Annotated in this window: 22 protein-coding genes and 1 pseudogene; 16 read left to right on the plus strand and 7 right to left on the minus strand. The window is 66.8% G+C overall.

The window, feature by feature from the left end:
* Positions 1-19: 19 nt before the first annotated feature.
* Positions 20-784 carry a DUF2705 family protein gene (locus ACNF49_RS47160; protein ID WP_498703558.1) on the plus strand — a complete coding sequence of 255 codons (765 nt, stop codon included), beginning with the start codon at positions 20-22 and terminating at the stop codon, positions 782-784.
* Positions 781-1,557, plus strand: coding sequence for an ABC transporter permease subunit (locus ACNF49_RS47165; RefSeq protein ID WP_482941789.1), 777 nt, complete (start codon positions 781-783; stop codon positions 1,555-1,557). Before ACNF49_RS47160 ends, ACNF49_RS47165 begins: the two co-directional genes overlap by 4 nt.
* A 103-nt stretch (positions 1,558-1,660) precedes the next feature.
* Here the strand turns inward: ACNF49_RS47165 and ACNF49_RS47170 are convergent.
* From ACNF49_RS47170 to ACNF49_RS47180, 3 genes and pseudogenes are all read right to left on the minus strand, one after another.
* A pseudogene (locus ACNF49_RS47170) lies at positions 1,661-3,345 on the minus strand (ribonuclease J).
* A 54-nt stretch (positions 3,346-3,399) separates the two neighbouring features.
* Positions 3,400-4,317 (minus strand): 4-hydroxy-tetrahydrodipicolinate synthase, encoded by a 918-nt coding sequence (gene dapA / locus ACNF49_RS47175; RefSeq protein ID WP_357985773.1) that lies wholly within the window; start codon positions 4,315-4,317, stop codon positions 3,400-3,402.
* A 249-nt stretch (positions 4,318-4,566) separates the two neighbouring features.
* Positions 4,567-5,013, minus strand: coding sequence for a GNAT family N-acetyltransferase (locus tag ACNF49_RS47180; protein WP_357985776.1), 447 nt, complete (start codon positions 5,011-5,013; stop codon positions 4,567-4,569).
* 1,032 nt (positions 5,014-6,045) lie between these two features.
* Here ACNF49_RS47180 and ACNF49_RS47185 point away from each other — a divergent pair.
* The 4 genes from ACNF49_RS47185 (at position 6,046) to ACNF49_RS47200 (ending at position 10,690) form a co-directional block, all read left to right on the plus strand.
* Positions 6,046-6,762: a GntR family transcriptional regulator gene (locus ACNF49_RS47185; protein ID WP_352320788.1), complete on the plus strand. Its 717-nt coding sequence runs from the start codon at positions 6,046-6,048 to the stop codon at positions 6,760-6,762.
* 574 nt (positions 6,763-7,336) lie between these two features.
* The gene (locus ACNF49_RS47190) at positions 7,337-8,083 is read left to right on the plus strand and encodes a phosphotransferase family protein (protein WP_482941790.1); all 747 of its coding nucleotides are present in this window, start codon (positions 7,337-7,339) and stop codon (positions 8,081-8,083) included.
* A gap of 810 nt (positions 8,084-8,893) precedes the next feature.
* Positions 8,894-9,550 carry a JAB domain-containing protein gene (locus ACNF49_RS47195; RefSeq protein WP_357989075.1) on the plus strand — a complete coding sequence of 219 codons (657 nt, stop codon included), beginning with the start codon at positions 8,894-8,896 and terminating at the stop codon, positions 9,548-9,550.
* A gap of 696 nt (positions 9,551-10,246) precedes the next feature.
* Complete coding sequence (locus tag ACNF49_RS47200; protein WP_482941791.1) at positions 10,247-10,690, plus strand: transposase; 444 nt, start codon at positions 10,247-10,249, stop codon at positions 10,688-10,690.
* Positions 10,691-11,662: 972 nt separating this feature from the next.
* Here ACNF49_RS47200 and ACNF49_RS47205 read toward each other — a convergent pair.
* On the minus strand, positions 11,663-12,577 hold the full coding sequence (locus tag ACNF49_RS47205; protein WP_482941792.1) for an IS982 family transposase: 915 nt from the start codon (positions 12,575-12,577) through the stop codon (positions 11,663-11,665).
* 448 nt (positions 12,578-13,025) lie between these two features.
* On the opposite strand from ACNF49_RS47205, the gene ACNF49_RS47210 reads away from it, so the two are divergent.
* The 3 genes from ACNF49_RS47210 (at position 13,026) to ACNF49_RS47220 (ending at position 15,386) form a co-directional block, all read left to right on the plus strand.
* Positions 13,026-13,337 (plus strand): hypothetical protein, encoded by a 312-nt coding sequence (locus ACNF49_RS47210; RefSeq protein ID WP_357988007.1) that lies wholly within the window; start codon positions 13,026-13,028, stop codon positions 13,335-13,337.
* 1,185 nt (positions 13,338-14,522) lie between these two features.
* Positions 14,523-14,999 carry a GntR family transcriptional regulator gene (locus ACNF49_RS47215; RefSeq protein ID WP_357988010.1) on the plus strand — a complete coding sequence of 159 codons (477 nt, stop codon included), beginning with the start codon at positions 14,523-14,525 and terminating at the stop codon, positions 14,997-14,999.
* Positions 15,000-15,041: 42 nt separating this feature from the next.
* Positions 15,042-15,386, plus strand: a complete 345-nt coding sequence (locus ACNF49_RS47220) for a GntR family transcriptional regulator (protein WP_482941793.1) — start codon at positions 15,042-15,044, stop codon at positions 15,384-15,386.
* 470 nt (positions 15,387-15,856) lie between these two features.
* Here the strand turns inward: ACNF49_RS47220 and ACNF49_RS47225 are convergent, their stop codons facing one another.
* The 3 genes from ACNF49_RS47225 to ACNF49_RS47235 form a co-directional block, all read right to left on the minus strand.
* Positions 15,857-16,255 carry an ASCH domain-containing protein gene (locus tag ACNF49_RS47225; RefSeq protein WP_482941794.1) on the minus strand — a complete coding sequence of 133 codons (399 nt, stop codon included), beginning with the start codon at positions 16,253-16,255 and terminating at the stop codon, positions 15,857-15,859.
* Between the two features lie 9 nt (positions 16,256-16,264).
* Entirely contained in the window at positions 16,265-17,287 is a 1,023-nt protein-coding gene (locus ACNF49_RS47230; protein WP_482941795.1) for a hypothetical protein, read from the minus strand.
* Positions 17,288-17,383: 96 nt separating this feature from the next.
* The gene (locus ACNF49_RS47235; protein WP_482941796.1) at positions 17,384-18,229 is read right to left on the minus strand and encodes a DMT family transporter; all 846 of its coding nucleotides are present in this window, start codon (positions 18,227-18,229) and stop codon (positions 17,384-17,386) included.
* Positions 18,230-18,287: 58 nt separating this feature from the next.
* Here ACNF49_RS47235 and ACNF49_RS47240 point away from each other — a divergent pair, with 58 nt between their 5' ends.
* The 7 genes from ACNF49_RS47240 to ACNF49_RS47270 all read left to right on the plus strand — a co-directional run bounded on the left by ACNF49_RS47240 (position 18,288) and on the right by ACNF49_RS47270 (position 25,185).
* Entirely contained in the window at positions 18,288-18,575 is a 288-nt protein-coding gene (locus tag ACNF49_RS47240; protein ID WP_482941797.1) for a hypothetical protein, read from the plus strand.
* A gap of 141 nt (positions 18,576-18,716) precedes the next feature.
* Positions 18,717-20,120 carry an aminotransferase-like domain-containing protein gene (locus ACNF49_RS47245; protein WP_482941798.1) on the plus strand — a complete coding sequence of 468 codons (1,404 nt, stop codon included), beginning with the start codon at positions 18,717-18,719 and terminating at the stop codon, positions 20,118-20,120.
* Positions 20,121-20,193: 73 nt separating this feature from the next.
* Positions 20,194-20,379 carry a CGNR zinc finger domain-containing protein gene (locus tag ACNF49_RS47250; RefSeq protein WP_482945682.1) on the plus strand — a complete coding sequence of 62 codons (186 nt, stop codon included), beginning with the start codon at positions 20,194-20,196 and terminating at the stop codon, positions 20,377-20,379.
* A gap of 164 nt (positions 20,380-20,543) precedes the next feature.
* The gene (locus ACNF49_RS47255; RefSeq protein WP_358001751.1) at positions 20,544-21,032 is read left to right on the plus strand and encodes a GNAT family N-acetyltransferase; all 489 of its coding nucleotides are present in this window, start codon (positions 20,544-20,546) and stop codon (positions 21,030-21,032) included.
* Between the two features lie 13 nt (positions 21,033-21,045).
* On the plus strand, positions 21,046-21,921 hold the full coding sequence (locus ACNF49_RS47260) for a 1,4-dihydroxy-2-naphthoate polyprenyltransferase (protein ID WP_352320764.1): 876 nt from the start codon (positions 21,046-21,048) through the stop codon (positions 21,919-21,921).
* Between the two features lie 178 nt (positions 21,922-22,099).
* On the plus strand, positions 22,100-23,449 hold the full coding sequence (locus ACNF49_RS47265; protein WP_358001746.1) for a purine-cytosine permease family protein: 1,350 nt from the start codon (positions 22,100-22,102) through the stop codon (positions 23,447-23,449).
* Positions 23,446-25,185, plus strand: a complete 1,740-nt coding sequence (locus tag ACNF49_RS47270; RefSeq protein WP_482941799.1) for an adenine deaminase — start codon at positions 23,446-23,448, stop codon at positions 25,183-25,185. The genes ACNF49_RS47265 and ACNF49_RS47270 overlap by 4 nt, the downstream gene beginning before the upstream one ends.
* Positions 25,186-25,187: the final 2 nt, after the last annotated feature.

The following is a 25,187-nucleotide window of genomic DNA, read 5'->3' on the forward strand; positions in this document are numbered from 1 at the left end:
TCCAGTTCGGGGCGGCGAGATGAGGGCGGCTCTGCTGGCCGAATGGCTGAAGCTCCGGTCCGTGACTTCCACCTGGCATGCCATGGGTGCAGCGGCTCTCATGGCGGTGCTCGGCGTGCTCTGGACGCTCTATGTCAGCGACCTCGCCGAAGATCGAGGGACGCTGCAGGCAGCCGCGCCGGAACAAGGACTCCTGCCGCTCCTTCAGATGAGCCTCACCGTGCTCGGCGTACTGGCGGTCACGTCCGAATACGCGACAGGCATGATTCGCGCCAGTCTTACCGTCGTTCCCCGGCGCAGCACCTTACTTCTGGCCAAGGCCGTCGTCGTCAGCCTGGCCACGTTCACAGCGGCTCACGTCATCCTTCTGGTCACCTATTCGGCGAGCCGTCTGATCGCCCACGACCATCGGCTGGGCTTCAACGAGACTCCGCTGGCCGACGACGTGCCGATGCTGTTAGCCGCGGGGATCTCGGTGACAGCGCTGGCTCTGGTGGGGCTCGGCCTGGGCATAGCCACGCGGTCGACGGCTGGCGCGCTCATATCGGTCGTGGTTCTGCTGTTCGTCCTGCCCGGTGTTGCCGCATACCTACCTGCGCCGTGGAACACGCGTGCCGCATCGCTGCTGCTGCCGAACCTGGTTCCCCAACTGGTCGGCGATCGCCTCTCGTCCCGGCTTGGAGACGGCCTTCTTCCACCTTGGGCCGCGCTCCTGGTCCTCCTGGCCTACCCGGTGATCGCGTTCGTCGCCGGTTTCATCTTGCTCAAGCGGAGGGACGTATGAGTGTTCTCACCTCAGAGTGGCTGAAGGTCCGTTCGGTCCGCTCTTCCTATCTCATCGTCAGCATCAGTCTCGGCACGATCCTTCTGGGCCTCGCCTTGGCCTCCATGGCGGCCGGCATGTACGACAACGCTCCTGCTGAGCAGCGTCCGACTGCCCGGATAGCGGATCTGGAGGAGGTACTGGTGATCGTGCCGCAGCTTTGCATGGGCGTTCTGGGCACATTGGCCGTCACATCTGAATACACCACCGGCTTGATCAGGACGAGTCTGACGGCCGTCCCCCGTAGATGGCCGCTTCTCGCTGCGAAGGCCGCCGTGGTCGGCGTATTGAGCTTGGTCATTGGCCCGGTGGCGGTGTTCGGGACGTACTTCGTCTCGCGTTGGGTGCTTGGCGACCGATTCTCCGGCGCATACCTGACCTCGTTCGCGGACAGGCTTCCGTTCCTGCTCGTTACCAGTGCCACGGTTGTGGTCTTCGCGCTGCTTGGCTTGGGATTGGGCGCGCTTCTGCGATCCGCCCCTGGTGCGATCGCCTTGTTGGTGGGTCTGATCTATGTGATCCCGATGATCGTGGGCAACATCCCGGAGCCCTGGAGTGAACGGCTGGGCTCGATCATGATCGGTGCGCTTCCCCGCGAGATCACCGGCGACATCATCACCACATCGGTGTACGGGTCACTTCTGTCTCCGCCTGCGGCCGCCACCGTGCTGGTGTTGTACGCGGTTCTTCCCCTGCTGACCGCCATCTGGCTCATACGCAGGAGGGACGCTTGAGATGCCCCCTCCATGGACCTTGTTGTTGAGAGGCATCCTCTGCCGTCTCGTTTCCCAACTGCGGGTACGGCAGGCTCAGGTGCCTGCCGTACCGCTCAGTGGCTCAGACTTCGACCACGACGGGAATGATCATGGGTCGGCGGCGGTACGTGTCGCTGACCCAACGGCCGACCGTGCGGCGCACGACCCGGCGGATCTCCTGCATGTCGACCACGCCATCCGCGGCCTTGTCCTGAAGAGCTCTTTCGATCTGCGGAATGAACTCCTCGAACTGCGCCGGATCGATGCCGGATCCTCGTGCGTGGATCTCGGGGCCGGCGGTGAGCTTGCCGGTGGCGGAGTCGACCACGACGACCACCGAGATGAACCCTTCGTCGCCGAGAATCCTGCGGTCCTTCAGCGAGGTGTCGGTAATCTCGCCCACCGAGGTGCCGTCGACATAGACGTACCCGGCGTGAACCGCTCCCACGATCCTCGCTCTGCCGTCGACCAGGTCCACCACGACGCCGTCCTCGGCGATCACGATGTGGTCGTCGGGAACACCGGTCAGCGCGGCGAGCTTGGCGTGCGCCCGCAGGTGCCGCCATTCGCCGTGAACCGGCATGAAGTTCGACGGGCGAGTCAGGTTGAGGACGTAAAGGAGCTCGCCCGCGGCCGCGTGGCCGGAGACGTGCACCTTGGCGTTGCCCTTGTGCACGACACGAGCGCCCCACCTGGTGAGTCCGTTGATCACCTTGTTGACCGCGGTCTCGTTCCCCGGCACCAGCGACGACGCCAGCAACACGGTGTCACCCTCGGCGATGCGGATCGGATGATCGCGGTTGGCCATCCGCGACAGCGCCGCCATGGGCTCGCCCTGGGAACCGGTGCAGACCAGCACCACGTCTTCCGGCGGCCACTGCTCGATGTCGCGCGAGTCGACGATCAACTCCGGCGGCACCTTGAGGTAGCCCAGATCACGAGCCACGCCCATGTTCCGGACCATCGATCGGCCCACCAGGGCAACCTTGCGGCCGTGCCTGGCCGCGGCATCCATCACTTGCTGGATGCGGTGCACGTGCGAGGCGAAGCTCGCCACGATCACGCGCTGCTCGGACGTGCGGATCACCTCGTCGATGACCGGCCCGATCTCCCGCTCACTGGTGACGAACCCCGGCACCTCGGCGTTGGTGGAGTCCGACATCAGCAGGTCGACGCCCTCGGTGCCGAGCCTGGCGAAGCCGCCGAGGTCGGTGAGCCGGCCGTCGCTCGGCAACTGGTCCATACGGAAGTCGCCGGTGTGCAGGACGATGCCGGCGGGCGTCCTGATCGCCACAGCCAGCGCGTCGGGGATCGAGTGGTTCACCGCGAGGAACTCGCAGTCGAAGGGCCCGAAGATGTGCCGTTCGCCCTCGACGACCTCGACCTTGGTCGGCTGGATCCGGTGCTCCGTCAGCTTGGCCTCGATCAAAGCCAAGGTGAGCTTGGATCCGATGAGCGGAATGTTGCGCCGCTCTCGCAGAAGGTAAGGTACCGCCCCGATGTGGTCCTCGTGGGCGTGGGTCAGCACGACGGCTTCGATGTCGTCGAGCCTGTCCCTGATGTATTCGAAGTCGGGCAGGATCAGGTCGACGCCCGGCTGATCGGGCTCGGGGAACAACACCCCGCAGTCGACGATCAGCAGTCGGCCGTCGTATTCGAAGACGGCCATGTTCCTGCCGATCTCCCCCAACCCGCCGAGCGCGACGATGCGCAGGCCGCCGTAAGGCAGCTCCGGCGGGGGCCAAGCTCAGGATGCGGATGGCTCATGCCCGGCCCCCATGGTCAAATCGTGTTCTCAAAACTCCCGGTTCCTCCCCGTTCCTATGCGTCTGTCAACTTCACCCCGCCGGCTACCAGGCAAGCACGCAGCTCGGCGATTTGCTTCTCTGTCGCCGCCACGAGCGGCAGACGTACCGGTCCCGCCGGCACACCCACCAAGCTCAGCGCCGCCTTTGCCATGATCGCGCCACCGGCCTTCAGCATGATCCCGTCCACTACAGGGGCCACCTGACCGTGTACTTCCAGCGCTTGCTTCACGTCACCGCTCTTGTGCAACTCGATCATGCGAGCCAGTTCGGAGCCCACGACATGTCCGACGACGCTGACGAACCCTGCGGCGCCAAGGGACAGCCAGGCGAGGTTGAGCAGGTCGTCGCCGGAGTAGAAGACGAGATCGGTCGCCGTCATAACCTGGCTGGCGGCGAACAGGTCGCCCTTTGCGTCCTTCACGGCCACGATGCGGTCGTGCTGCGCCAGACGGATCAACGTCTCGGTCTTGATCGGCACGCCGCTGCGACCAGGGATGTCGTAGAGCATCACCGGGAGCTCAGTGGCGTCGGCCACGCGAGTAAAGTGCTGGTAGAGCCCCTCTTGCGGGGGCTTGTTGTAGTAGGGAGTCACCACCAGCAGCGCGTGGGCACCCACCTCCGCCGCCTGCTTCGCGAGCTTGACGGTGTGGCGTGTGTCATTCGTCCCGACTCCCGCCACTACGGTGGCGCGGTCGCCAACGGCCTCCAGGACGGCGCTGACGATCCGTCGCTTCTCATCGTCCGAGGTGGTGGGCGACTCGCCTGTCGTCCCATTGACGATCAGGCCATCGTTGCGCTGCTCGTCCACCAGGTAGGTGGCCAGGCGTCGTACGCCTTCGTAGTCGACGTCGCCGTCAGAGGTGAACGGCGTGACCATCGCGGTCAGCATGCGACCGAAGGGCGCTTCGGCGGTTCCAGTTGGCGATGCCATAGTGCGAACGCTACCTGGATTCGGAAAAACGTTGGACGTCGCCACCCCGCTTTGCCTGCCCGACGGAGCCATTTGCCCTCATTCGCAGGCGTTCTGAGGAGCAAGGTGACAAGGATGACCGCGTGGGGTAACCCGATCTACTTCGCTCGCGATCATCCCGCGGGCAGCCGAGTCCCCATCATCTCCGTCCACACCCACCTTTCCTTGGACGGGACCGAAGAGGGAAGATCAGCCACCACCCGGCGCCCCCTACCGGGACAGTTCGATCTGGTACCTGATGAAGCCCCTGTTCTCGGCCACCTTGTCATAGAGACGGCGCGCGGTGCTGTTCGATTCGTGGGTGTTCCAGTAGACACGGGAGCAGCCGCCATCCCGAGCCCAGTCCGCGACAGCCTCGATCAGTTTGCGTCCCACTCCCCTGCCCCGGACATCTGGATCCGTGAACAGATCCTGGAGATAGCAGACGTCGGCGTCAGGGGCCGAGGTGCTGGCATGGACCAGGAAGTGGGTGATGCCGACGAGCCGCCCGTCCAACCTCGCGCCGAAGGCGTGCATCCGAGTGTCTGCCTGGAACTCCTGCCAGGCCCGGCCGTACATCTCGTCCGGTTCGACTCGCTGATAGAAGTCGATGTACGCCCGGAACAAGCTCTCCCACGCATCCCGGTCGGACGGCATGAGCTTGCCAATGCTGATCACATGGTCTCCTTACGGGCACGGCCTCAGACAGCCAGCCCACAGGACGGACCAGGCCGGCGACTAAGCCGAAGGCGGAAGCACACAACCTAGGGAGAAGGTGGTCCTCTACAACACAGCCACTTCTTTGGGATATCAGAAGACCACTCCGTCTGATGCTTACCGCCTCCCAAGGGGGATGCGCCACGAAAGTGCACCCGCTGTCACCAGCCACCAATCAGAGGGGGCACTCCAGCGCTGCACCGCTCCGCACCCCCTCGGCGAGAGCAACTGAGCCGCGGGCAATCTCGCCGACTGACAACTCCCGTCAGCGCTGACCGGTCTCCAGGAACTGACGGCACTCCAGGCGCCGATTGCTCTCCAGGCGCTGATCGTCCTGCGTGTGCTGATGGCCCTGCGGGTGCCGACGACCTTGCGGGTGCCGACGACCTTGCGGGTGCCGACGACCTTGCGGGTGCTGATGGCCGGTGATGACGGCCCTGCGGGTCCGGGGGCCTCCTCGGCTGCCCTCTCGTCCGCTGAGCACCCACAGCTGGGACCGCTGCAGTGGCTGATCACGTGCGCCCCGCTCCGCCCGTCACTCTCCGCGTCAGCGAGCACGCGTGGTTGTTGCCGTAACGGCAGTCGCGCGCATGAACGGGAAGCTTGGCGCTGTCCTCGTTCCCATCCGACAGGTTCTTCTCTCAGTGCTCCACTGTCGGCGCGTCCCCAACCGTGGATCCGGCAGGCTGGTTGCGACATGCCACGAAAAGACAGGAACCAGAGCTCAACGTACCGAATGAGCTGCGCGAGCATGCCTCGACGGCCGCACTCGAGGGTGCGCATTGGAAGAGGCCGCCGATATGTGCTCGGGGGTACACACATCGACGACCTCTACCGGAGAATCGGTGTCCCTTACATCAGCGTTACAGGGTTTCTCCCATAATTTTCCACCATCGCAAAGTTGGGGCTCCAGCAGTCATCGATGACGGTCGGTTACCTGTCGAATACGGCAACATGGGGCAACGCCTCACACGAACCCCCAGGGATGGACTAGTGGCCACCTCAGATCCGGTCTACCTGCGTGTCGTCGAAGACATCCGGCGGCAGATCCTCGACGGCACCCTCCCCCCAGGCGCGCCCATTCCCTCACGGGCGCAACTGACCCGTAAGTATCAGGTCGGTGAGACCGCTGCCCGTCACGCTCTACGTGTTCTCGCGGGTGAGGGTCTCATTATCGGCCGTGTCGGTTCAGGCCATTACGTCAGGGACCGTCCAAATTTGACCCCCTTGCATCGATGGCGCTTCCTTGACCACCCCGCGCCGTTCGCGTCCGACCTGCAGTCCCAAGGCAGGCGCGTGACGTGGGATTGGCACAGCGAACCGGCCGACGCCAGCCCCGACATCGCCAGACGTCTACGCATCGACGAACATTCCACGCTGACCAGAACGCACTACGTCTTTCGAGGCGACGGCAAGCCGATCCAACTTGTCACCGCCTACGAGCCGATGGCGTTCGTCGCCCACACCGAGGAGGAACGCCGCAGCTTGGTCGCGAGGATGTACGCGCACGGCATAAAGATCACTGAGGTCGTCGAGAGCATCCACACCCGGGTGCCTCAACCGGCCGAGAGCGATGCGCTCGATCTGGCGGCAGGGGTTCACGTTCTGCATGTCGAACGTACGCACTGGGCTGGCGAACGTCCTGTCGAAACCAGCGACATCGTCATTCCGGGTGATCGCTTCAGAGTGATGTACAGCATGCCCGTCTGACCGGTTTGGGCTCCGGGTGGCGCCGCGCCTCGCCGCCTGGAGCCTCGCGTACCCACGCAAAGGTCCCCCTGGGAAGCGATACCTCGAGGAACCGAAGGGCCACAAGCCGGATCGCCATCCGCCTACTGATCTGGCCGGTGAGCGCGGTAAGACGCGCCCCCCCTCATGGAGCCCACATAGGGGAACTACGCGCCATGAGGCTCCGAAGGCGATCTCCCGGCACTCGGAACATGACAACTTCTCTTCCGGCAGCAGATCACCCACGCCCTCGGCATAGAGTTCGCATCAGACCAGGTCAAGAGCCTGTTGAAAGCCTGAGCTGCGGACCAGGATTCTCGCCGGCTTCCGATCAGCCTTGGCGACGGGCGTCCACGCCACTGCACAGGCTTCACTGTTCGTAGATCAAGCCGGGCGATTCGCTGTTGATCGCGACTTGCGCCTCCAGGCGAGGAACGCCTCACTCGCTTGATCCCTCAGTGGTCAGTGTCCTGCACAGGCCTCCGGGCAGTGGGACGCGATCAGCCGTGCAGTCGCACGCGAAAACCTGGCGACGTCGATGGTCATCCTCGCGATAATGGCCGACGTGGAGGAGATCGAGGTCGTCGTCGCGCATAACGAGCGCGCGACCCTGCGTGCCGGCGACGTGTTCCTGAAGATCGACGCCGATCAGACACGCACCGACGTCGAGGTCGAAGCGATGGCCATGGCGCCGATCCCGACGCCAGAGGTTTTGTGGCGCAAACCGCCCGTGCTCGCGCTCGCCACTGTTCCAGGGACGGCACTCGGCCGTCTGGGCGAGCCATCTGTCGCGTCGCCGGCGGCATGGGCCGCGGTGGGTGCCGCCGTACGGATGCTGCACGACGCGCCCCTGCCGCCATGGCCCGGTCAGAGCCTGGACGAGGTCACATCGCGTCTCGACGCCGAATGCGAGTGGCTCGTCACGAACGGCGTCCTTCCCACCGACCTGGTCACGCGCAATCGCGAGGTTGCCGAGGCTGCGCTCCGGCCATGGAAGCCGGTGTTCGCGCACGGCGATTTGCAGATCACGCACGTGTTCGTCGACGGTGACGAGGTCACCGGCGTGATCGACTGGTCCGAGGCGGGCCAGGGCGACGCCATGTTCGACCTCGCCATCTTGACGCTCGGACATGAGGAACGCCTGGGCGACGTCATCGCCGGCTACGGTGCCGACGTCGACCTCGACGTGATCCGCGGATGGTGGTCCTCGCGAAGCCTGCTGGCGATCAGATGGCTGATCGAGCACGGCTTCGACCCGTTCTCGCCAGGCTGCGAGGTCGACGTGCTGAAATCCCGGATGTGAGCCGGCTGAGCTGACGGCCACGAGCGCCGTTCCGTCGCATCGGGCGAGGCATATCCGCGAATGCGTCGTCTTCCTGACCGACGATGTGATGGCCTCGAGGCCGCGAGCAGCCGGGCGACGACGTCGGACCGCCGAAGCACGATTTGAGCCGACGAGACGCCCCAGCTGCCGACAGCGGGTGTCGCACACATGTCCCAGGATGAAGCCTCGGGCGGATCGTATGGCTCGCGCTCGGTGAGATCTCCGAACCGACGTCAGTGAGTCGCGCCGCCCATATCGGAATTAGCGCGATAATTGTCGCTTCGGCGGGCGAATCTTCAGCGAAACCATTAACGCCCCCTTCGACATCATGGGCTTGGATGACGAACAATGGCCGCCCAGGTTCCGACCTGCCTTTTCTAGGCTGACATCGAATACCCGAGCATTCTGTTGCTCTTTCGACAGCGAACAAGGGCGGTAGAGAGCTTGCGGCGGGATCGTAAGGGGCGCTGTCAGGCGCCCCGGGCAAGCACCTTGAGCGCCCGCCACCGTCAACAGGGTCAACATCGACGCCAGCAAATCACGCGTTCCGGCAGGCAACCATAAGGCACTCGGAGAACATCCTGCGCATTACGCCACGCAAGGTCACTCGTCCGCTGGTTCGGTTCGCGTCACGGCATTGCGAAGGCGGCCATTCCTCTCAATCGCGACCTACGGCCGCCATCGACGTAGCTCAAGCGCGATATATCGCCCACTGCATCCTTTATCGGACTGGAATTCGGCGTCTGAGTTTGTCGGTCCTCGTTGATAGAACGGGTGCGGAGGTTGCGAATGCGAGTCAAAGATCTGTACGAGCGCGATCGGCCGCGAGAAAGGCTCATGTCGAGCGGCGCGGCGGTGCTTGCCGACCGAGAGCTGCTGGCCGTTCTGCTCGGCTCCGGCTTCCGCGGGGCGAGCGCGCTGGAACTGGCCAGTCAAGTCATCGAACACTGCGGCGACCTCGACGCACTCGGGCGCGCCGATCCGCATCGGCTGCTCAGACTGCGAGGCATAGGGCCGGCCAAGGCCGCGCGGGTGGCGGCTGCCTTTCATCTCGTACGGCGTGCAGCGTCGGAACCTGCGCGGATGCGCATCGCCAGCACATCCGACCTGGCAGAGGTCTGCGCGCCCCTACTGCGTGGCCTCGGGCATGAACGCTTCGTCGTGGTGGTGTGCGATACGCGGGGTGGCGTGCTGAAACGTTCGGTGTTGACAGAGGGCGGCGCCGATCACACGACGGTGCCCGTGCGGGAGACGATCTCCCTTGTGCTCACCACCGGTGGCGCCATGTTCGGCGTTGCCCACAATCACCCTGGAGGCTCTCTCGATCCCAGCGAGGCCGATCTGGAAGTCACGGCCCGCCTCGCCGAGGCCGCCCGAACGGTCGGGCTGCGTCTCCTCGACCATCTGATCATCACGGATGCGGCTTGGAGGCGAATCTCCCTGTGAATCACCTTCATCCAGGACCTCGACGGAAGTTCGCACGCGGGGGCCCAAAAGGAACCTTGCTCTTAAAGCGTCGAACAGGAGAAACGTATGAGGCGGCCATGAGAGCCTAATGGCACGAGTTGAGGCCGCAACGGACGTCGGCCGGCCAACAGACTCGCCCAAGCGTGGTCCCGCGCATCCGGGAAAGCACGGGACCACGCTCTTCTTTGTTGCGAACGGATTTCGTGGGGCGAGGGGCCGACAGTAGGAACGGACCGCGGCCTCTGGATCTTCTCGATGGCTGGCAGCACACGGAAGCCCGCATCTGCACCCGCCCGCCACGGAAGCCTAGCGCGGTGGCGCCGAGACATACCGCCCATGTTCAAGGCTCAAGCTACTCGAGAGGCTATGAGCCCAATTGTCCATTGTCTCTAGCATGGTGGCTGTTCGTATGACAGGCGACTGTTGAGCGCAAGACGGTAGTCATGAGCAATAGTCGTGGATGGTCTACGTCCCTGTCACGGTTGCTCGAAAATTTTGACCAATCCTTGCCGAACTGCTGCGCAGGCTATGACGGAGAAGGCACACTGGTTCCTGCGGCCATTGCAAGACTCCTTCACCCCTTGAATCGTTGCTATTCGAAGGAGACTTGCGATGGCCGTCCTTATTGTCCTGGTGACGAGGCTGAGAGCAGAAAGCAGTCGAGGATAGGGATAAATGCGCCATACGGACCTGACGAATGCGGAGTGGGAACGGCTGGTGCCGTTGCTGCCTGATGGCGACGTTGGACGCCGGCGGCACGGAGACCAGCGCATGCTGATCAACGGGGTGCTGTACCAGGCGCGAACCGGGTCGCCTTGGCGCAGCCTCCCGGATCGGTTCGGATGTTGGATCACCGTCTACAAACGGCAGCGCCGCTGGGCGGCGGACGGGACCTGGGGGCGGCTGCTCAGGGATGTGCAGGCCGCGCAAGGCATCGGCAGCCACATGAACAGGGATGTTGTGGTGCATCCTGGTTCTGTCATGACTTACGATGTCGGCTCGTCGGCTGGGGCTGCGCGCGAGGCGGGGTCCGGATCGGTACAGCAGAGAGATCCGGTGCTGGCGAGCCTGGAACTCCGCCTGACCGAGGTGATCAGGATGGGGAAACGTAAGGGTTGAAATGAGGGGGCTGGTGCTCGCTGGCCCCTGTTGGTTGTGTGGGTAGGGTGCCTGCCGTCCCGACTTGATCGGCTTGTTTGTGATCGAGGGTCGGCAGGAGACGCGGCGTGGCGCGTCATATGGGAGCAATCGAGTCCGTCGGCCAACATCAAGCGTCAGGCCGATCATCGCCAACTCGCCACGCTGCCGGACGACAGGTGGGCCATCCTGGTGTTGTCCGTAGCAGATCGCTCTGCGGCCAATGACGGGGTTAAGGCCGCGGAGTCGCGCTTGTGCAGTCGACGAATCGGCCGTAGCGGGCGCCGATGTCGCCAGGATGATGACCGCGTCGGCGCCCTTGGGAACGGCTGTGGGGCCGCTGCTTGCCGTTGGGATGGGCCGCTGTTGCCGTTGAGTTTGTCGCGATGTAGCCGGGATGGGCGGCGTAGGTTCGCATGTCAGACAGGGCCTTGGCCTCCCGGCAGTCAGCATCGTGAGCGTTGCCTCTGAGGGGTATCGACCCGCGCGGTCGCGGGCGTCTCCGCTCGGAGGGGCACTGTCGTGGGCGAGCGAACTTGGTCCGCTGCTGACAGGTCAACGCCAATGTGGACAAGAGGCGTGGCGAGTGCGGTAGCGGCCTGCACGCCCCGGTGGGGACTTTGGGCGCCGGGCAGCATGGTGTGGCCGAGCTAGACGAGGGGGCGGGAGGTCTCGTGGCGTGCTGGTGACCCTGGGTACAAGACAGTGATCACGAGGGCTGTGTGTGGTCCTGCGGACGAGACTGAGCTTGGCTCGCTGCGGTTACCGGCCCGCCGCTTGCCATCAACGGCTCGCCTGTAGGTCGGAGGTGATCGAGTCAGCAGGGTGACGTCTAAGCTTTCAGCTCATTCTGTGGCCCCTGTTTTCGGGAGACCGCCATCTCATATCAGGCTATCGGCTGGAGATTACCGGGCTTCTTCCGCCTAGACGGTTGAGTCCAAGGGGTCGGGGTGATCAGTGGTCGTAGCGGGTGAGTGATCTCTTGATCGGCTGGCCGGTGTGGTCGTTGTGCCAGATCGCCGCAGTCAGGGCCAAGACCTTGACGAAGATGCGGACGATGACGCCGGCCGGCGTACGTCCGCCGTGTCGTTCCAGGTCAAGCTGGCCCTTGAAGGTCTGGTTGATCGACTCGATGGTCTGGCGTAACGGCTTGAACAGCTGCGTGTCGGCCCGCTCGGGCTCACCGGCCCGGGCCGGGCGCAGCAGCCGCACCCCGCCCTCGGCCAGCTCCCGCTCGAAGACACGGCCGTAGAACTGCCGGTCGGTGATGAGCGTCGGACGCCGATACTCGGCCAGTACCCGGGGAGCGGTGGCCAGCATGCCCAGCAGCACCTCGCGCTCATCGGCCTTGGCGCCGCTCAGCGCGAACAGCACCGGCAATCCGCCCAAGGTGCACACCAGGTGCAGGCGCAGCCCCCAAAAGTAGCGGGAGTGGGAAGCGCAGTAGCCGTACTCGGCCCACCCGGCCAGGGCGCTGCGCCGCGCGGTCTCCGCCGAGCGGCCGCACTCCACCGGAGTGGAGTCGGCCACCCACACCTCATCACTCCACAGCGAGGTGTCGCAGGCCAGGAACCGGATCACCGCCGCTACCAGGGGGATCGACTTGCGCAGCCGCTTGCCGTAGCCCGACTGCTGCGGCAGACAGGGGAACATGCCGCGCAGTTCGGCGTGCGCGTACCGCAGCCAGCGGCGCTCACAGTGGTAGCCCAGCAAGGCCGACAGCACCGCCAATGTCACCAGCTCGGCCTCACTCAACCTCGGCACGATGCCCACTCGAGGCCGCCACGGGGCCAGTTCCGGCGCACTCTTCAGCAGATCGTCGACCCTCACATAGAGTGCGGTTGCGAGGGTGTCCAGTTCGGTCGTCACAACCCGAGAATGGACATCCTCGCCCTATCTCCGCAGCTATGCCTTGGACTCATTCATCTAGTCCGCCTACATGCCGGTAATGACAGGACATGACTGGGCCACACCCGCATTTCTGGATGCTTCGATGGCCGGGCGGGTGGGACTGAATCATGACACTCTCGATCCGGCCGCCCCCCTTAGGCGCTTGGGCTTGGCTGGCAGCCCCTTGCTGGGGGGGCGGCGGCAGGTTGATCCTCCTTACCGAGGTGGTCTTATTTCCTCCGACAAGCCGGGCGGATGTGGACGTTCACCGGAAAAGCGCGAGTCGGCGGAGGAAGAAAACCACTCCGGATTGCTTGTCGGGGATCGCTTCAGGCACGGACGACTTGCCAATATGTGCTCGCAGCAAGTGGGGGCCGGCCGACTTTGGCGAGCTCCCTCGTCGTCCACTGGTAAGGGGTAGGGGCACGTGAACGTTGAGGTGGAGATCCTCGATCTACAACTCCGTCTGCAAGCGCTGGAGGCTCGCTCGTGCTCGGGTGAGCGAGATGCGGTGTTGGCAGGGCTGGCTACGGCGAGGGCGGAGATCGTCGAGGTTCGCTCAGGGGTCGGTCGGGACTTTGAGATCCTCAACTTCGAGATCGCACGCCTTCGGGAACGGTTTGACGAGAGCTGCAAGGCCAGCCTGGCAGAGACGTTGACGATGCTTGAGGGGCTACGGTTCCAGCTCACTGACCTTGGGCTCAGACTGGATCGCCTGTTGGCGAAAGATGATGCGTAGGCGGCATTTGAGCCTCCGGTCCAGGTCGGGGGCTCTTGGTTGGGATCGCTCGACTGCTCCAACATTTGATGGCGATGACGCTGGAGGTGGGCTTCGGAGCTGGTTTGAGCGGATCAGCTAGGGGGGCACCGGGAAATGGTGACGGCCATCCCGTACTCCTTCTAGGGCCTTGTCCGAGAACGAAGGAGCCAACGTGATGGCCGCGAGGAACAGTGTGCCTCCTTCGAGATGGCGTGCAAAGTCGTTTTGGAACTGTGACTCCTACTTCTCTCTTCTCGAGTCGGTTCTGGATGGAATGCCAGCGTGTCCCTCTTAATCAGGAAAATCGAGCTGAATGACAGCTCGTTGGCGAAATTTCAGTACGGTGACCGGAGGGTGCCGAGCGTCGCCCGGGATGGCGTGTGGAGATACTCACGGACGAGGGCACCCGGGAAGCCCTGGTGAGCAATCTGTGCATTTTGCAGCGGTGTCGCCATCGTCATTGGTTGTCACTGCCGGCCACTTAGGCGACCGCGCGTTTGTAGAGAGTGTTCGTGCCGCGAGACGAACGCCTACAGGGGGCGGGCCTGCGTAGGGCCGCAGAGCCGCGCTTCAGAGGCACAGGGAGCTTGAGAGTTGTGCTCGACGGGAGGGCTGGTTTTGTCAGGCTCTCCCGGTAGGTTGCCTCAAGCGGGCAGGCAACGCGGGGTCGTGCTGCTGTAGGTAGCGGCTCAGGGGGCGGGTTTCCTCTAGAGGATGAGCCGACGTGGAGTACAGGTGTAGTGGGTGCCCGGGATTATCGGGCGTTGCCGGTCAACAGACTGTTCCAGAGCCGCTGGGTCCTGAGGGCGGAGCCCCGGAAGGTCTCCTCCGCGATCGGGATTCTGTCATTCGTACGGGTTCGGCGAATGAAGCGCTGCCCTCCGATTTGGCAGAGCTCGTAGATCGTGGGCTGGCAGTGGCAGGTGTATCCCCGGACCCGTACGCGTTCGTAGGGGGAGCTCGCGGGATACCAGCGGATGGCTGTGCGGCCTGGGCGGGGTTCTGGGAGGTGGATGCCGATGCAGCGTTCGTAGTCCAGGGAGAGGACGGCCATGGCAAGAGAATACGTCTGGTTGTATCCGCTCGTCTATTCGGAAAGATGACTCTGTCTGACCAGGCAGGAGGATATGGGAGGGCTCGTACACCTTCGTCTATGTTGCCGGTGTGCTGGACTACGACGGCGACACCCACATCTACGTACAGATCGCGGAGATCCTTCGGCTGCGGGTCGAGGGGCTCGCGTCCGGGCATCCCGTGCCGAGCGAGGCCGACATTCAGCACGAGTTCGGGGTCGCGCGGACGACGGCCCGCCGGGCCATCCACGTGTTGCGCGAGGAAGGGCTCATCTACACGGTCCAGGGCGAGGGAACGTTCGTCGGCGCACCTCATGAAGCGCCGCGTAAGCAGCGGAAAGTGCCGCTCTATCGGCAGATTGCTGCCGATGTGGCCAAGCAGATCAGAGCGGGGCACTTCCTGCCCAAGCGGGCGATTCCGGGTGAGACAGCGTTGGTGCAGCAGTACGACGTGGCGCGGGAGACGGTGCGGCGGGCCATGGCGTTGTTGCGGGAGCAAGGGTGGATCTACACCGTGCCGCAACGTGGGAGTTACGTGTCACCCGAAGAGTCGTGGCCCCAGGATTGAGATTCACTCATCTGCTTGTATCCAGACGTCTAAGGTATGAGCATGCTCGACCGAGACGGCCCGGTGCCGATCTATGTGCAGATTGCCGAGATGATCGAGGGCCAGATTCTGAGAGGTGAGCTGCTGGCCGGCGAGGCGGTGATGAGCGAGCTGGCCATGGAGGCCGAGTTCGACGTGGCGCGGTCAACCGTCCGGAACGTGGTGCGGGAGCTGCGTCGGCGGCAGCTCGTCCACACGGTGAAAGGGAAGGGGACGTTCGTCGGGGGCACCGAGGCTGGGATGAGGGACGACGGCACAGGAGACGACGGCACAGGAGACGACGGAGGCGGGAGTGTGCGGGAGGTGGGTGGGTGGGGCGGTTCGCTGAGGGGGTCGGTGCGGGAGTGACGGCGACGCGGGCCGCCTCGCCTTTGCGGCGGGGCTCGTGTCCGGGGGCTCGTGTCCGCGGGCGGACGCTTGGCCCAGGGGCATGATCAGGGGATGTACGGGTGGTTGAGGGCCGCGCTGCCCCAAGGCGGTGGTGTGGGGAGCGGACTGAGGGGCGGATGCTTGGCCCAGGGGCCGTGGCCAGGGGTGTGCGCGGGTGGTTGAGGGCCGCGCTGCCCCAAGGCGGTGGTGTGGGGAGCGGACTGAGGGGCGGATGCTTGGCCCAGGGGCCGTGGCCAGGGGTGTGCGCGGGTGGTTGAGGGCCGTACTCCGCCAAGGCGGTGGCGTGAGGTGCGGCACTGAGGGACGGTGCTTGGCCCAGGGGTGTGTACGGGCGGTTGAGGGCCGTACTCCCCCAAGGCGGTGGTGTGGGGCTGAGAGTGGTGCGGCTGGTGGGGGGCGTTTGGGGGCTGGCTGTTTGTGGTCGGGGGTTATGTGGGGAGTAGACGGTAGTGGAGGCAGACGATTGTGGAGGTGTCGCTCACCTCGTGGCCCAAGGATGACCAGTAGCGCTGGTGGACCTCCCGCCAGTGCTGGATCGAGGTGAATCCTTCGCCTTCCGCCTCGGCGAACTCCCACGGCACCTCGGCGAACGGCACCAGCGCCACTGAGGTGATCTCGATGGTGGCGGCCTTCTCGCTGGCGTCGTCCACGAGGATCAGGTGTTCGCCGACGTGTTCGACCTCTTCGCCTTCCGCCTCGTAGTCGAGGGACAGGAGTCCGGCGGTGGCGGTCTTCGCGCCCGAGAGGGTGAGGTCGGTCAGCAGGGTGCGCACCTTGCCGGGCGTGCCGAGGGCGAGGACTCTGCGTCCGTCGATGCGGGGCCACATACGCGCATCCTAGAAGACCGGGATGATCTCCTCCGGGTCGATGACGTTCACCTCGACGCCTTCCAGGTCCAGTTCCGGAATGGCGGGGAAGGCGATGCCCCATCGTTCGACGATCGCGCGGACCTTCGCCATGGCCACGCGCCAGTTCTCCTTCTGTTCCTCGTACGAGAGCACGCCCAGACCCGCTTCCCTGGCGTGGTCCATCAGGACGCGGTGGTTGTCGAGGAAGTACGGCGGGAGTTCCCAGAAACCTTCCGGAGGCTCCCAGAGAATCATGGAGAGGAACACGAAACCGGCTCGCAGCTGGCGGGTGATGAGGCTGCGGGTCTCGTCGGTGAGACCCGGCCATTCGTTTTCCAGAATGGTCATGCAGATTTGCAGATGGCGGGACTCGTCGAGGCCGATGCGCTGGAACATCTCGCCGAAGACCGGATGCCGGGTGCCCGTGGCCATGCCCCTGAACAGCGTGGACGCGGCCATCTCGCCCATCATGAAACTCGTGAAGAGGACCGGCAGCGAGTATCTACCGACGGCGCTGGTGTAGCCGTTCCAGTAGCGGCCGCCGTTGTGGTAGAGCCAGCCGACGTTGTTGTGGGCGGCCTTTTCGAGATCGTCTTCGGGGGTCCAGCTCAGGGGGCCGCCGGGCCAGAGCCGGGCGATGGTGCGCTGGCAGCACTCCTCATGGTTCATCTCGTCGCGGGTGATGGAGAAGAAGCACTTCCTGACCGGGTCTTCCTCGTGTTTCTCGAAAGCCTGGATGGTTGCGCGGGCGAACACGGCCGGTCCCGAGGCGTCGAAATTGGCGAGCACGGCGAACCAGTACATGATGCCCAGGCGCTGTTCGCGAGTGAAGTCGTCCGGGTTCAGGCCGTCCCATGGGAGGTCGGCCGGGTTCCAGAGTTTGCGCTTGGACTTCTCGTAGATGGCCGCGAGTTTCTCGGTCTCCACGCGCCATTCCATCGGATAGATGTTGGGCTGCGGGATCTCCGGCGCGGGCCAGAAGCCGCCTTCCGGGATCGTGAGGTCCGCCATGATCGTGACACCTCCCCTGCCATCCTGCGTGGCAGAGTCACGCCATGCAAGCTTCGCCGCGGCCCGGTGCGTACGTCGTCGTGCCAGGTCTCTTCCCTACGCGCGGGTGCGCTGCGTGACGGCGACGCAGGCCAGGACGGCGAGCGCGGCGGCCACGGTGGCCGGGCCGAAGCGTTCGCCCATCAGGACCCAGGCCCAGATGAGGGTCAGCAGCGGCTGCGCCAGCTGGGTCTGGCCGGCTCTGGCGATGCCGCCCCTGGCCAGGCCGGCGTACCAGGGGATGAAGCCGAGGAACATCGAGATCAGCGCCACGTAGGCGAAGCCGGCCAGGGCGGGGGCGGTCGGCGTGATGGGGGTGGTGAGGGTCAGGACCGCGGTGATCACGGCGGTCAGCGGGAGGGAGAGGACGAGGGTGTGGCTGATCACCTGCCAGCCGGGGGTCGTCCTGGTCAGGCGGCCGCCTTCGGTGTAGCCGAGCGCGGCTGACAGGAGGGCGCCGACCAGGAGCAGGTCCGGCCAGGCGGCGCCGGCCTGGCCTCGGGTGAGGGTGAAGGCGGTGATCGCGGCGGCGCCGGCGGCGCAGGCGGCCCAGAACAAGGGGCGGGGGCGTTCGCCCGCCCGTACGACGGCGCAGGCGGCGGTGGCGGCGGGGAGCAGGGCGATGACCACGGCGGCGTGGGAGGTGCTGGCGCCCAGGTTGAGGGCGAGGCTGCTGAACACCGGGAAGCCGAAGACCACGCCCAGGGAGATCACGGCGTACGCGGGCCAGTGGCGGCGCGGCGGGAGGAGGGGCAGGCGGGCGGCTTTGAGGCAGACCAGGGCGATGACGCCGGCGACGGCGGCGCGGCCGATGGCGACGAGCCAGGGGTCGAAGCCGCGCATCGCGTAGACGGTGCCGGGGAAGCTGCCGGAGAAGGCCAGGACGCCCAGGAAGGCCAGCATCGTCCCTTGCCGGGCGCGGGCGGCGGCTCCGCCGGTCCCTTTGAGGGCGTCGCGAAGGGTGGCGGCGCCGTTCGAGGGAGCGACGTCGTTCGAAGTGGCGGGCCCATTCGAAGTGGCGGGTCCGTTCGAAGTGGCGGGCCTGTTCGAAGTGCCAGGTCCGTTCGAAGTGCCAGGTCCGTTCGAGGTGGCGGCGCCGTTCGAAATGGCACCGGTCGAGGGGGTGACGCCGGTCGAGGGGGGCGGAGAGAAGGCGGGAGAGGTGGCGGGCTCGATGACAGGGGCTGGGGAGGTGGAGGGTGAGGTGCTGGTCCTGGTGAAGGGGCTGGAAGAGGTGGCCGGGGTCTGAGGGGCGGCCGGCTTGTTGGGGGTGGCGGGAGAGCCAGGGGCGGAAGAACCGGTGGCAGGAGGCGGGGTGGGGGCCGTTGCGGGGTGGGGGGCGGGAGGGGGTGCTACTGCGTTTTTGGCGGTAGCGCTATCCTTGTCCTTCATGACCAACGATAGCAGTATCGCCCAGATTGCTGCGATACTGCGCGAAGAGGCCACCCGTCTCGGGCCCGGCGCGCGGCTTCCGTCCAGCAGAGAGATCATGCGGCGGCACAACGTCAGCCCCGTGACGGTCTCGCGCGCCATCGGCCAGCTCGCCGCCGAGGGGCGGGTGGTGTCGCGTCCGGGAAGCGGCGCGTTCGTGGCGCCGCGGCCGGTCGTACGCGGCCAGGACCCCCTGGACCTGTCCTGGCAGACGGTCGCCCTCGGCGACCGGGTCGTGGACGACGGGCCGGTGGCGGCGCTGCTCGCGCAGCCGCCCGAGGAGGTGGTGCCGCTGACCGGCGGCTACCTGAACCCGGGGCTGAGGCCGGACAGGCAGCTCGCGGCAGCCGCCGCGCGGGCGGTGCGCCGTCCGGACGTCTGGGCGACGCCGCCGTTGACCGGCCTGCACGAGCTGCGCGGCTGGTTCGCCCGCCAGGCCGGGGGCGATGTGACGGCGGCGGACACGCTGATCGTCAGCGGCGGCCAGGCGGCGCTGACGCACGCGTTCAGGGCGCTGGCGGCCCCCGGTACGCCGGTGCTGGTCGAGACGCCCACCTATCCCGGAGCGCTGGCGGCGGCCAAGGCGGCCGGGTTGCGGGCGACGGCCGTGCCGATGGACCGTGACGGCGTACGGCCGGACCTGCTCGCCGAGGCGTTCGCCGTCACCGGCGCGCGGGTGTTCTTCTGCCAGCCCACCCTGCACAACCCCACCGGCGCGACGTTGCCCCTGGAGCGGCGCGCGCAGGTGCTGGAGGTGGCCAGGGCGGCGGGGGCGTTCGTGATCGAGGACGACTACGCCCGCTACCTGTCCCCCGCCGCTCCCCCGTCGCTGGCCTCCATGGACGCGCACGGCACGGTCGTCAACGTGGGCTCACTGACCAAGATCCTGTCGCCCAGCCTGCGGGTGGCCGCGGTCGTGGCCCGTGGGCCGGCCGCGCACCGGCTGCGGGCCAGCCAGCTCGTCGAGTCGTTCTTCGTGGCGCGGCCGTTGCAGGAGACGGCGCTGGAGTTCGTGGGCTCGGCGGCGTGGGGCAGGCATCTGAACACGGTGCACGCCGAGATCGCGACCAGGCGGGACGCGCTCGCGGCGGCGCTGGCTGCCCATGCCCCCGGCGCGGAGGTGCATCTGCTGCCGATCGGCGGTCTGCACCTGTGGCTGCGGCTGCCCGCGGAGGTGGACGAGAACGCCCTGGTCGAGACGGCCCGGCGGTACGGGACGCAGGTGAGCCCCGGGCGGATGTACTACCCGTCGGAGCCGCCGGGCCCGCGAATCAGGGTGACGCACATGGCCGCCGCCAACCTGACGGTCCTGACCGAGGGGGTGCGGCGGCTCGGACGGGCGCTGGACGCACAGGTCCGGTGATCGGATGCCCGGCCGCGATCGCTGCCGCAGGTCGCCGTCATCTCCGGCGGCGGCCGTGGATCGACACGCGCGGATGGGTGGGCGGCGGGCGGAGGCCGGTGGGGGAACGTGTCGGCGGGTGTTCATCGACGCGGCCGGGAATCGTTCGCGCTCATGGTGTTCGATGCGGGTATGCGGTGACAACACCAAGACACGCGCTTACCGGGCGGGGAAGCGGGGTTCGCGTCGTCTCCAAGGCTCAAACACCGATACGGTGTAACTCGTGCCTTGTGGCACGAACGGCAGGCGAAGGAGCGGGCCGAGATGGCAGACGTAGGCGTCCGGGCGGCCCGGCGCGAGGATGTTCTCCAGGTAGCGAATACTCAGATCCGCGCCTGGCGCTACGGATATCGGGAGTTCCTCCCGGAAGGCCCACTCGAGCAGATGACGGGGCCGGCGGCCGAGAAGATGTGGCTGCGTCAGTGGGACGAGGCGATCGTCGCCCCGCCCGGCCCCTCGCACCGGGTGCTGGTCGCGGTGGAGACCATCCTCGACACCGAGGGTTTCCCCGCGCTGGGCGCGGGCGGCAGCGCGGCGCTGACGACCCCGCGCGGCGGCGAGCGGGTGGTGGGGCTGGCCTCGCACGCCCCCGCCGAGGATCCCGACCTGGATCCCAGCAGGGTCGCCGAGATGCTGACGCTGCTGGTCGATCCCGACTTCGTGCGCCGCGGCCACGGCAGCCGCCTGCTCAACGCCACCGTCGACTACCTGCGTGAGGACGGCTTCCGCCAGATCGTCACCTGGGTGTTCGCCGACAACTACGCGGTGCTCGGTTTCCTGGAGTCGGCCGGCTGGGGCGAGGACATGGCCGAACGTGTCCTCGACATGGGCCGTCCGATCCGCATGGTCAGGCTCACCACGGATATCAGCTAGAGGTTTCGACAGCATGGCAACCCCCGGTCAGTGGATCGCGGGCGCGCGCCCGCGCACGCTTCCCAACGCCGTAGTCCCCGTCATGGTCGGCACGGGCGTGGCGATCGGCGACGGCGGATTCGTCTGGTGGCGCGCGGTCCTGGCGCTGCTCGTGGCGCTGTCCCTGCAGATCGGCGTCAACTACGCCAACGACTACAGCGACGGCATCCGCGGCACCGACGACCAGCGCGTCGGCCCGATGCGGCTCGTGGGCTCGCGGGCGGCCACGCCCCGGCAGGTCCTGACGGCGGCGCTGGGCTGTTTCGCGGTCGCGGCGGTGCTCGGGCTGGTGCTGGTGGTCGTGACGCGGGCGTGGTGGATCCTGCTGGTGGGGGTCGCGTGCATCGCGGCGGCCTGGTTCTACACCGGCGGCAAGCGGCCCTACGGCTACCGCGGGCTGGGCGAGCTGGCGGTCTTCGTGTTCTTCGGCGTGGTCCCGGTGATGGGCACCGCGTACGTGCAGACCGAGCAGCTGAGCTGGACGGCGTTCCTGGCCTCGATCCCGGTGGGGTTGTTGTCGTGCTCGATGCTGGTGGTCAACAACCTGCGCGACGTCCAGACGGACGGCACGTCGGGCAAGCGCACGCTGGCGGTGGTGCTCGGCGCCGAGCGCACCCGGGCGTTGTACGTGTTGTGCCAGGTGGTGCCGTTCGTGGTGGCGCTGGCGATGATCGCGGTCACGCCGTGGGCGGCGCTCGCGGCGCTGGCCGCGCCGCTCGCGGTCACGCCGATCAGGACCGTGCTGGGCAAGGCCGTCGGGCCGGCGCTGATCGCGGTCCTGCAGCAGACGGGCAAGCTGCAGATGGCGTACGGCCTGCTGTTCGCGGTCGGCTTGGCGATCACCTTGTAACCAGGTACGGCGGTCGGCTTGGCGATCACCTTGTAACCAGGTACGGCAGTCCTTGGCGATCACTTTGTAGCCGGGGCACAACTGGCCCCCAGCACGCTCGTATGTCCGAATAAATCACCAGGTCACCCCCCTACGGTTCACTGTGTGCGCACACACCCAGCGACCCTCAGGAGGGGCCATGGAACAACGCGGGATCGAGCTGGTCTCGGCCGGCGAAAGGTACGGCCGCCCGCGTGACCTGCTTTTCCTCTGGTCCGGGACGACGATGGGCATCTTCACCCTCGTCTACGGCATCACGATCGTGGCGGCGTTCCAGCTCAGCTTCACCCAGGCGGTCATCGCGATCGTCATCGGCAACCTGCTGTCGTTCCCGCTGGTCGGCCTGACCAGCCTGCAGGGCCCGGCCACCGGCACCTCCACCATGGCGGTCTCCAGGGCCGCCTACGGGCCCAAGGGCGCCCGCGTGCTCAGCTTCTTCGGCTGGCTCAACATGGTGGGCTTCGAGGCCGGCGGCATGGTGCTCATCACGTTCGCGGCGCTGTCGCTGCTGGAGCAGGCGGGGGTGAGCGACCAGGGGCTCGGGCTCAAGGTCGTGGTCATCCTGGTGGCCGCGGCCATCCAGCTCGTGCTGCCGCTGATCGGGCACGCCGCGGTGATGAAGGCGCAGAAGTACTTCACCTGGGTGTTCGTCGTGCTGTTCGGCCTGATGGCGATCCTGATCGCGCCCAAGGTGGAGCTCGGGGGCGGCGGCGGGTCGGCGGACTTCGCCACGTTCACGATGGCGATCGCGATGATCATGTCGGCGGGCGGGCTGTCGTGGGGGCCGCTCGGCGGCGACTACTCCCGCTACCTGCCGGCGAACTCCTCCAGGAAGGCGGTCTTCGGGTACGCGGCCCTGGGCGGGTTCGTCCCGTACGTGCTGCTGATGGTGCTCGGGGCGGCCGTGGCGACCGTGGTCAAGGACAACACCGACCCGATCTCGGGGCTGCCGGGCGCGCTGCCGCAGTGGTTCGTGGTGCCGTACCTGCTGCTGGCGATCGTGTCGCTGTTCGCCGTCAACACCACCGACCTGTACTCCTCGGGGCTGAACCTGCAGGCGGCCGGGATCAAGGTCAAGCGCTGGGTGGCGGTCGTCGGCGACCTCGTGCTCTGCGTGATCATCACGTTCGTGGCGGTCACCTCGAACAGCTTCAACACCATGCTCAACAACTTCCTCGCGCTGCTGATCATCTGGCTGGCGCCCTGGGCCGGGGTCTACATCACCGACTGGCTGCGCAGGCGGGGACGCTACGACGCCGAGGCGCTGTTCGACGAGCAGGCGCCCGGCCAGGTCCGGTGGCCGGCGATCATCGCGCAGGTCCTGGGCATGGTGGCGGCGGCCCTGTGGATCAACTCGGCCGTCTTCGTCGGGCCGCTGTCGGAGGCGACGGGCGGCAGCGACTTCAGCATCTTCGCGGGCTTCCTGGTGGCGGGCGCGGCCTACGCGCTGCTCGTCCCGCGGCCCGCCGTACGGACTGTGGAGGCATGATGGACCGCGACCTGCTGGACGTGGCGTACGGGCGGCGGCCCGCGGACACGATCATCGCGGGCGGCACGCTCGTCAACGTGCTGACCGGCGAGCTGTACCCGGCCGAGATCGGCATCGTGGGCGGCCGGATCGCCGCCGTCGAGCCGGTGCTGGAGCGCGGCCCGGACACCGAGGTCATCGACGCCCGCGGCGGTTACCTGGTGCCCGGCCTGATCGACGGGCACCTGCACATCGAGTGCAGCAAGTTGTCGGTCACCAGCTTCGCCGACCTGGTGGTGCCGTTCGGCACGACGAGCGTGGTGTCGGGACTGGACCAGATCCTCGTGGCCGAGGGTCTGCCGGGCGTACGGCGTTTCCTGGACGAGTCGGCGGCGACCGGCATGCGAATCTGGTGGGGTGCACCCGCCAAGGCGCCCTACACCGTGCCGGAGTCGACCGTCGGGCATCCGTTCGGTCCGGCTGAGCACAGGATCGCCCACGAGTGGCCGGAATGCGTGGGGATCTGGGAGACCGTCCAGGAGATGGTGGAACACTCCGATCCTGCCGTCATGGAGGCCCTCGACCTGGCTCGGGAACGGCGGCTGCCGGTGTTCGGCTGCGCGCCGCTGTCCGACCCGCGCCGGATCAGCGGGCTGGCGGCGGCCGGGGTGCGGCTCGACCACGAGTCGTACTCGCACGAGGAGATGCTGGAGAAGCTGCGCCGCGGCATGTACGGCATCATCCGCGAGTCGTCCGTCGCCCACTTCCTCGACGAGAACATCAAGGCCGTGGCCCTGGCCGGCTCCCGCAGGCTGGCGTTCTGCACCGACGACGTGCACGCCGCCGACGTGCTGGCGGGCGGCCACATGGACAAGCTCGTCCGGATGGCGGTCGCGGCGGGGGTCGACCCGGTGACGGCGATCCAGATGGCCACGGTGAACTGCGCGGAGATGTACCGCATCGACCACCTGGTGGGCAGCCTGTCCCCCGGCCGGTTCGCGGACGTGCTGATCGTCGACTCGCTGACGGACTTCCGGGTCCGCGAGGTGATCGCGAACGGCGTGCCCGCCGCCCGCGACGGCCGGATGGTCACGCCGACGCCCGCCCCCGAGCGCGGTCCGGTCCGGCCGTTCCCGATCGCCCCGGTCACCGCGGACGACCTCTTGCTGCGCGCCGAGGGCGACCAGGCGACCGTGCTGACCCTCGGGTTCACCGAGCAGGTCTTCGTGCGCAGGAGGCGCGACGTGACCCTGCCGGTGACCGACGGCGTCGTGGAGCCGTCCGTGGAGCAGGACGCGCTGCTCGTCACGGTCGTCGAGCGCTACGGCAAGACCGGCAACAAGCCGGTCGCCATGGTCAGCGGCATGGGCCTGCGGGCCGGCGCGATCGCCACCAGCGCGGCGCCCGACGACAACAACATCATCTGCGTGGGCGCCTCCCGCGAGGACATGGCGCTGGCCGTCAACACCGTCGCCGAGCAGGGCGGCGGCCAGGCCGTGGTGGTGGACGGCGAGGTGCGGGCGCTGCTGCCGCTGCCGGTCGGCGGCATCGTCTCCGACCTGCCCGCCGCCGAGATGGCGGTGCTGGAGGAGCGGCTCGACGACCTGGCCCGCGAGCTGGGCTGCACGCTGCCGGCGCCGCTGATGTACCTGTTCTTCCTGTCGATCACCGCGATCCCCGACTACGCCGTCACCGACCTCGGGCTGGTCGACTGCGTACGGCTCGAGGTCGTCGACCCCATCCTCACGGAGGTTTGATC

Source organism: Actinomadura sp. ATCC 39365 (assembly GCF_054392275.1).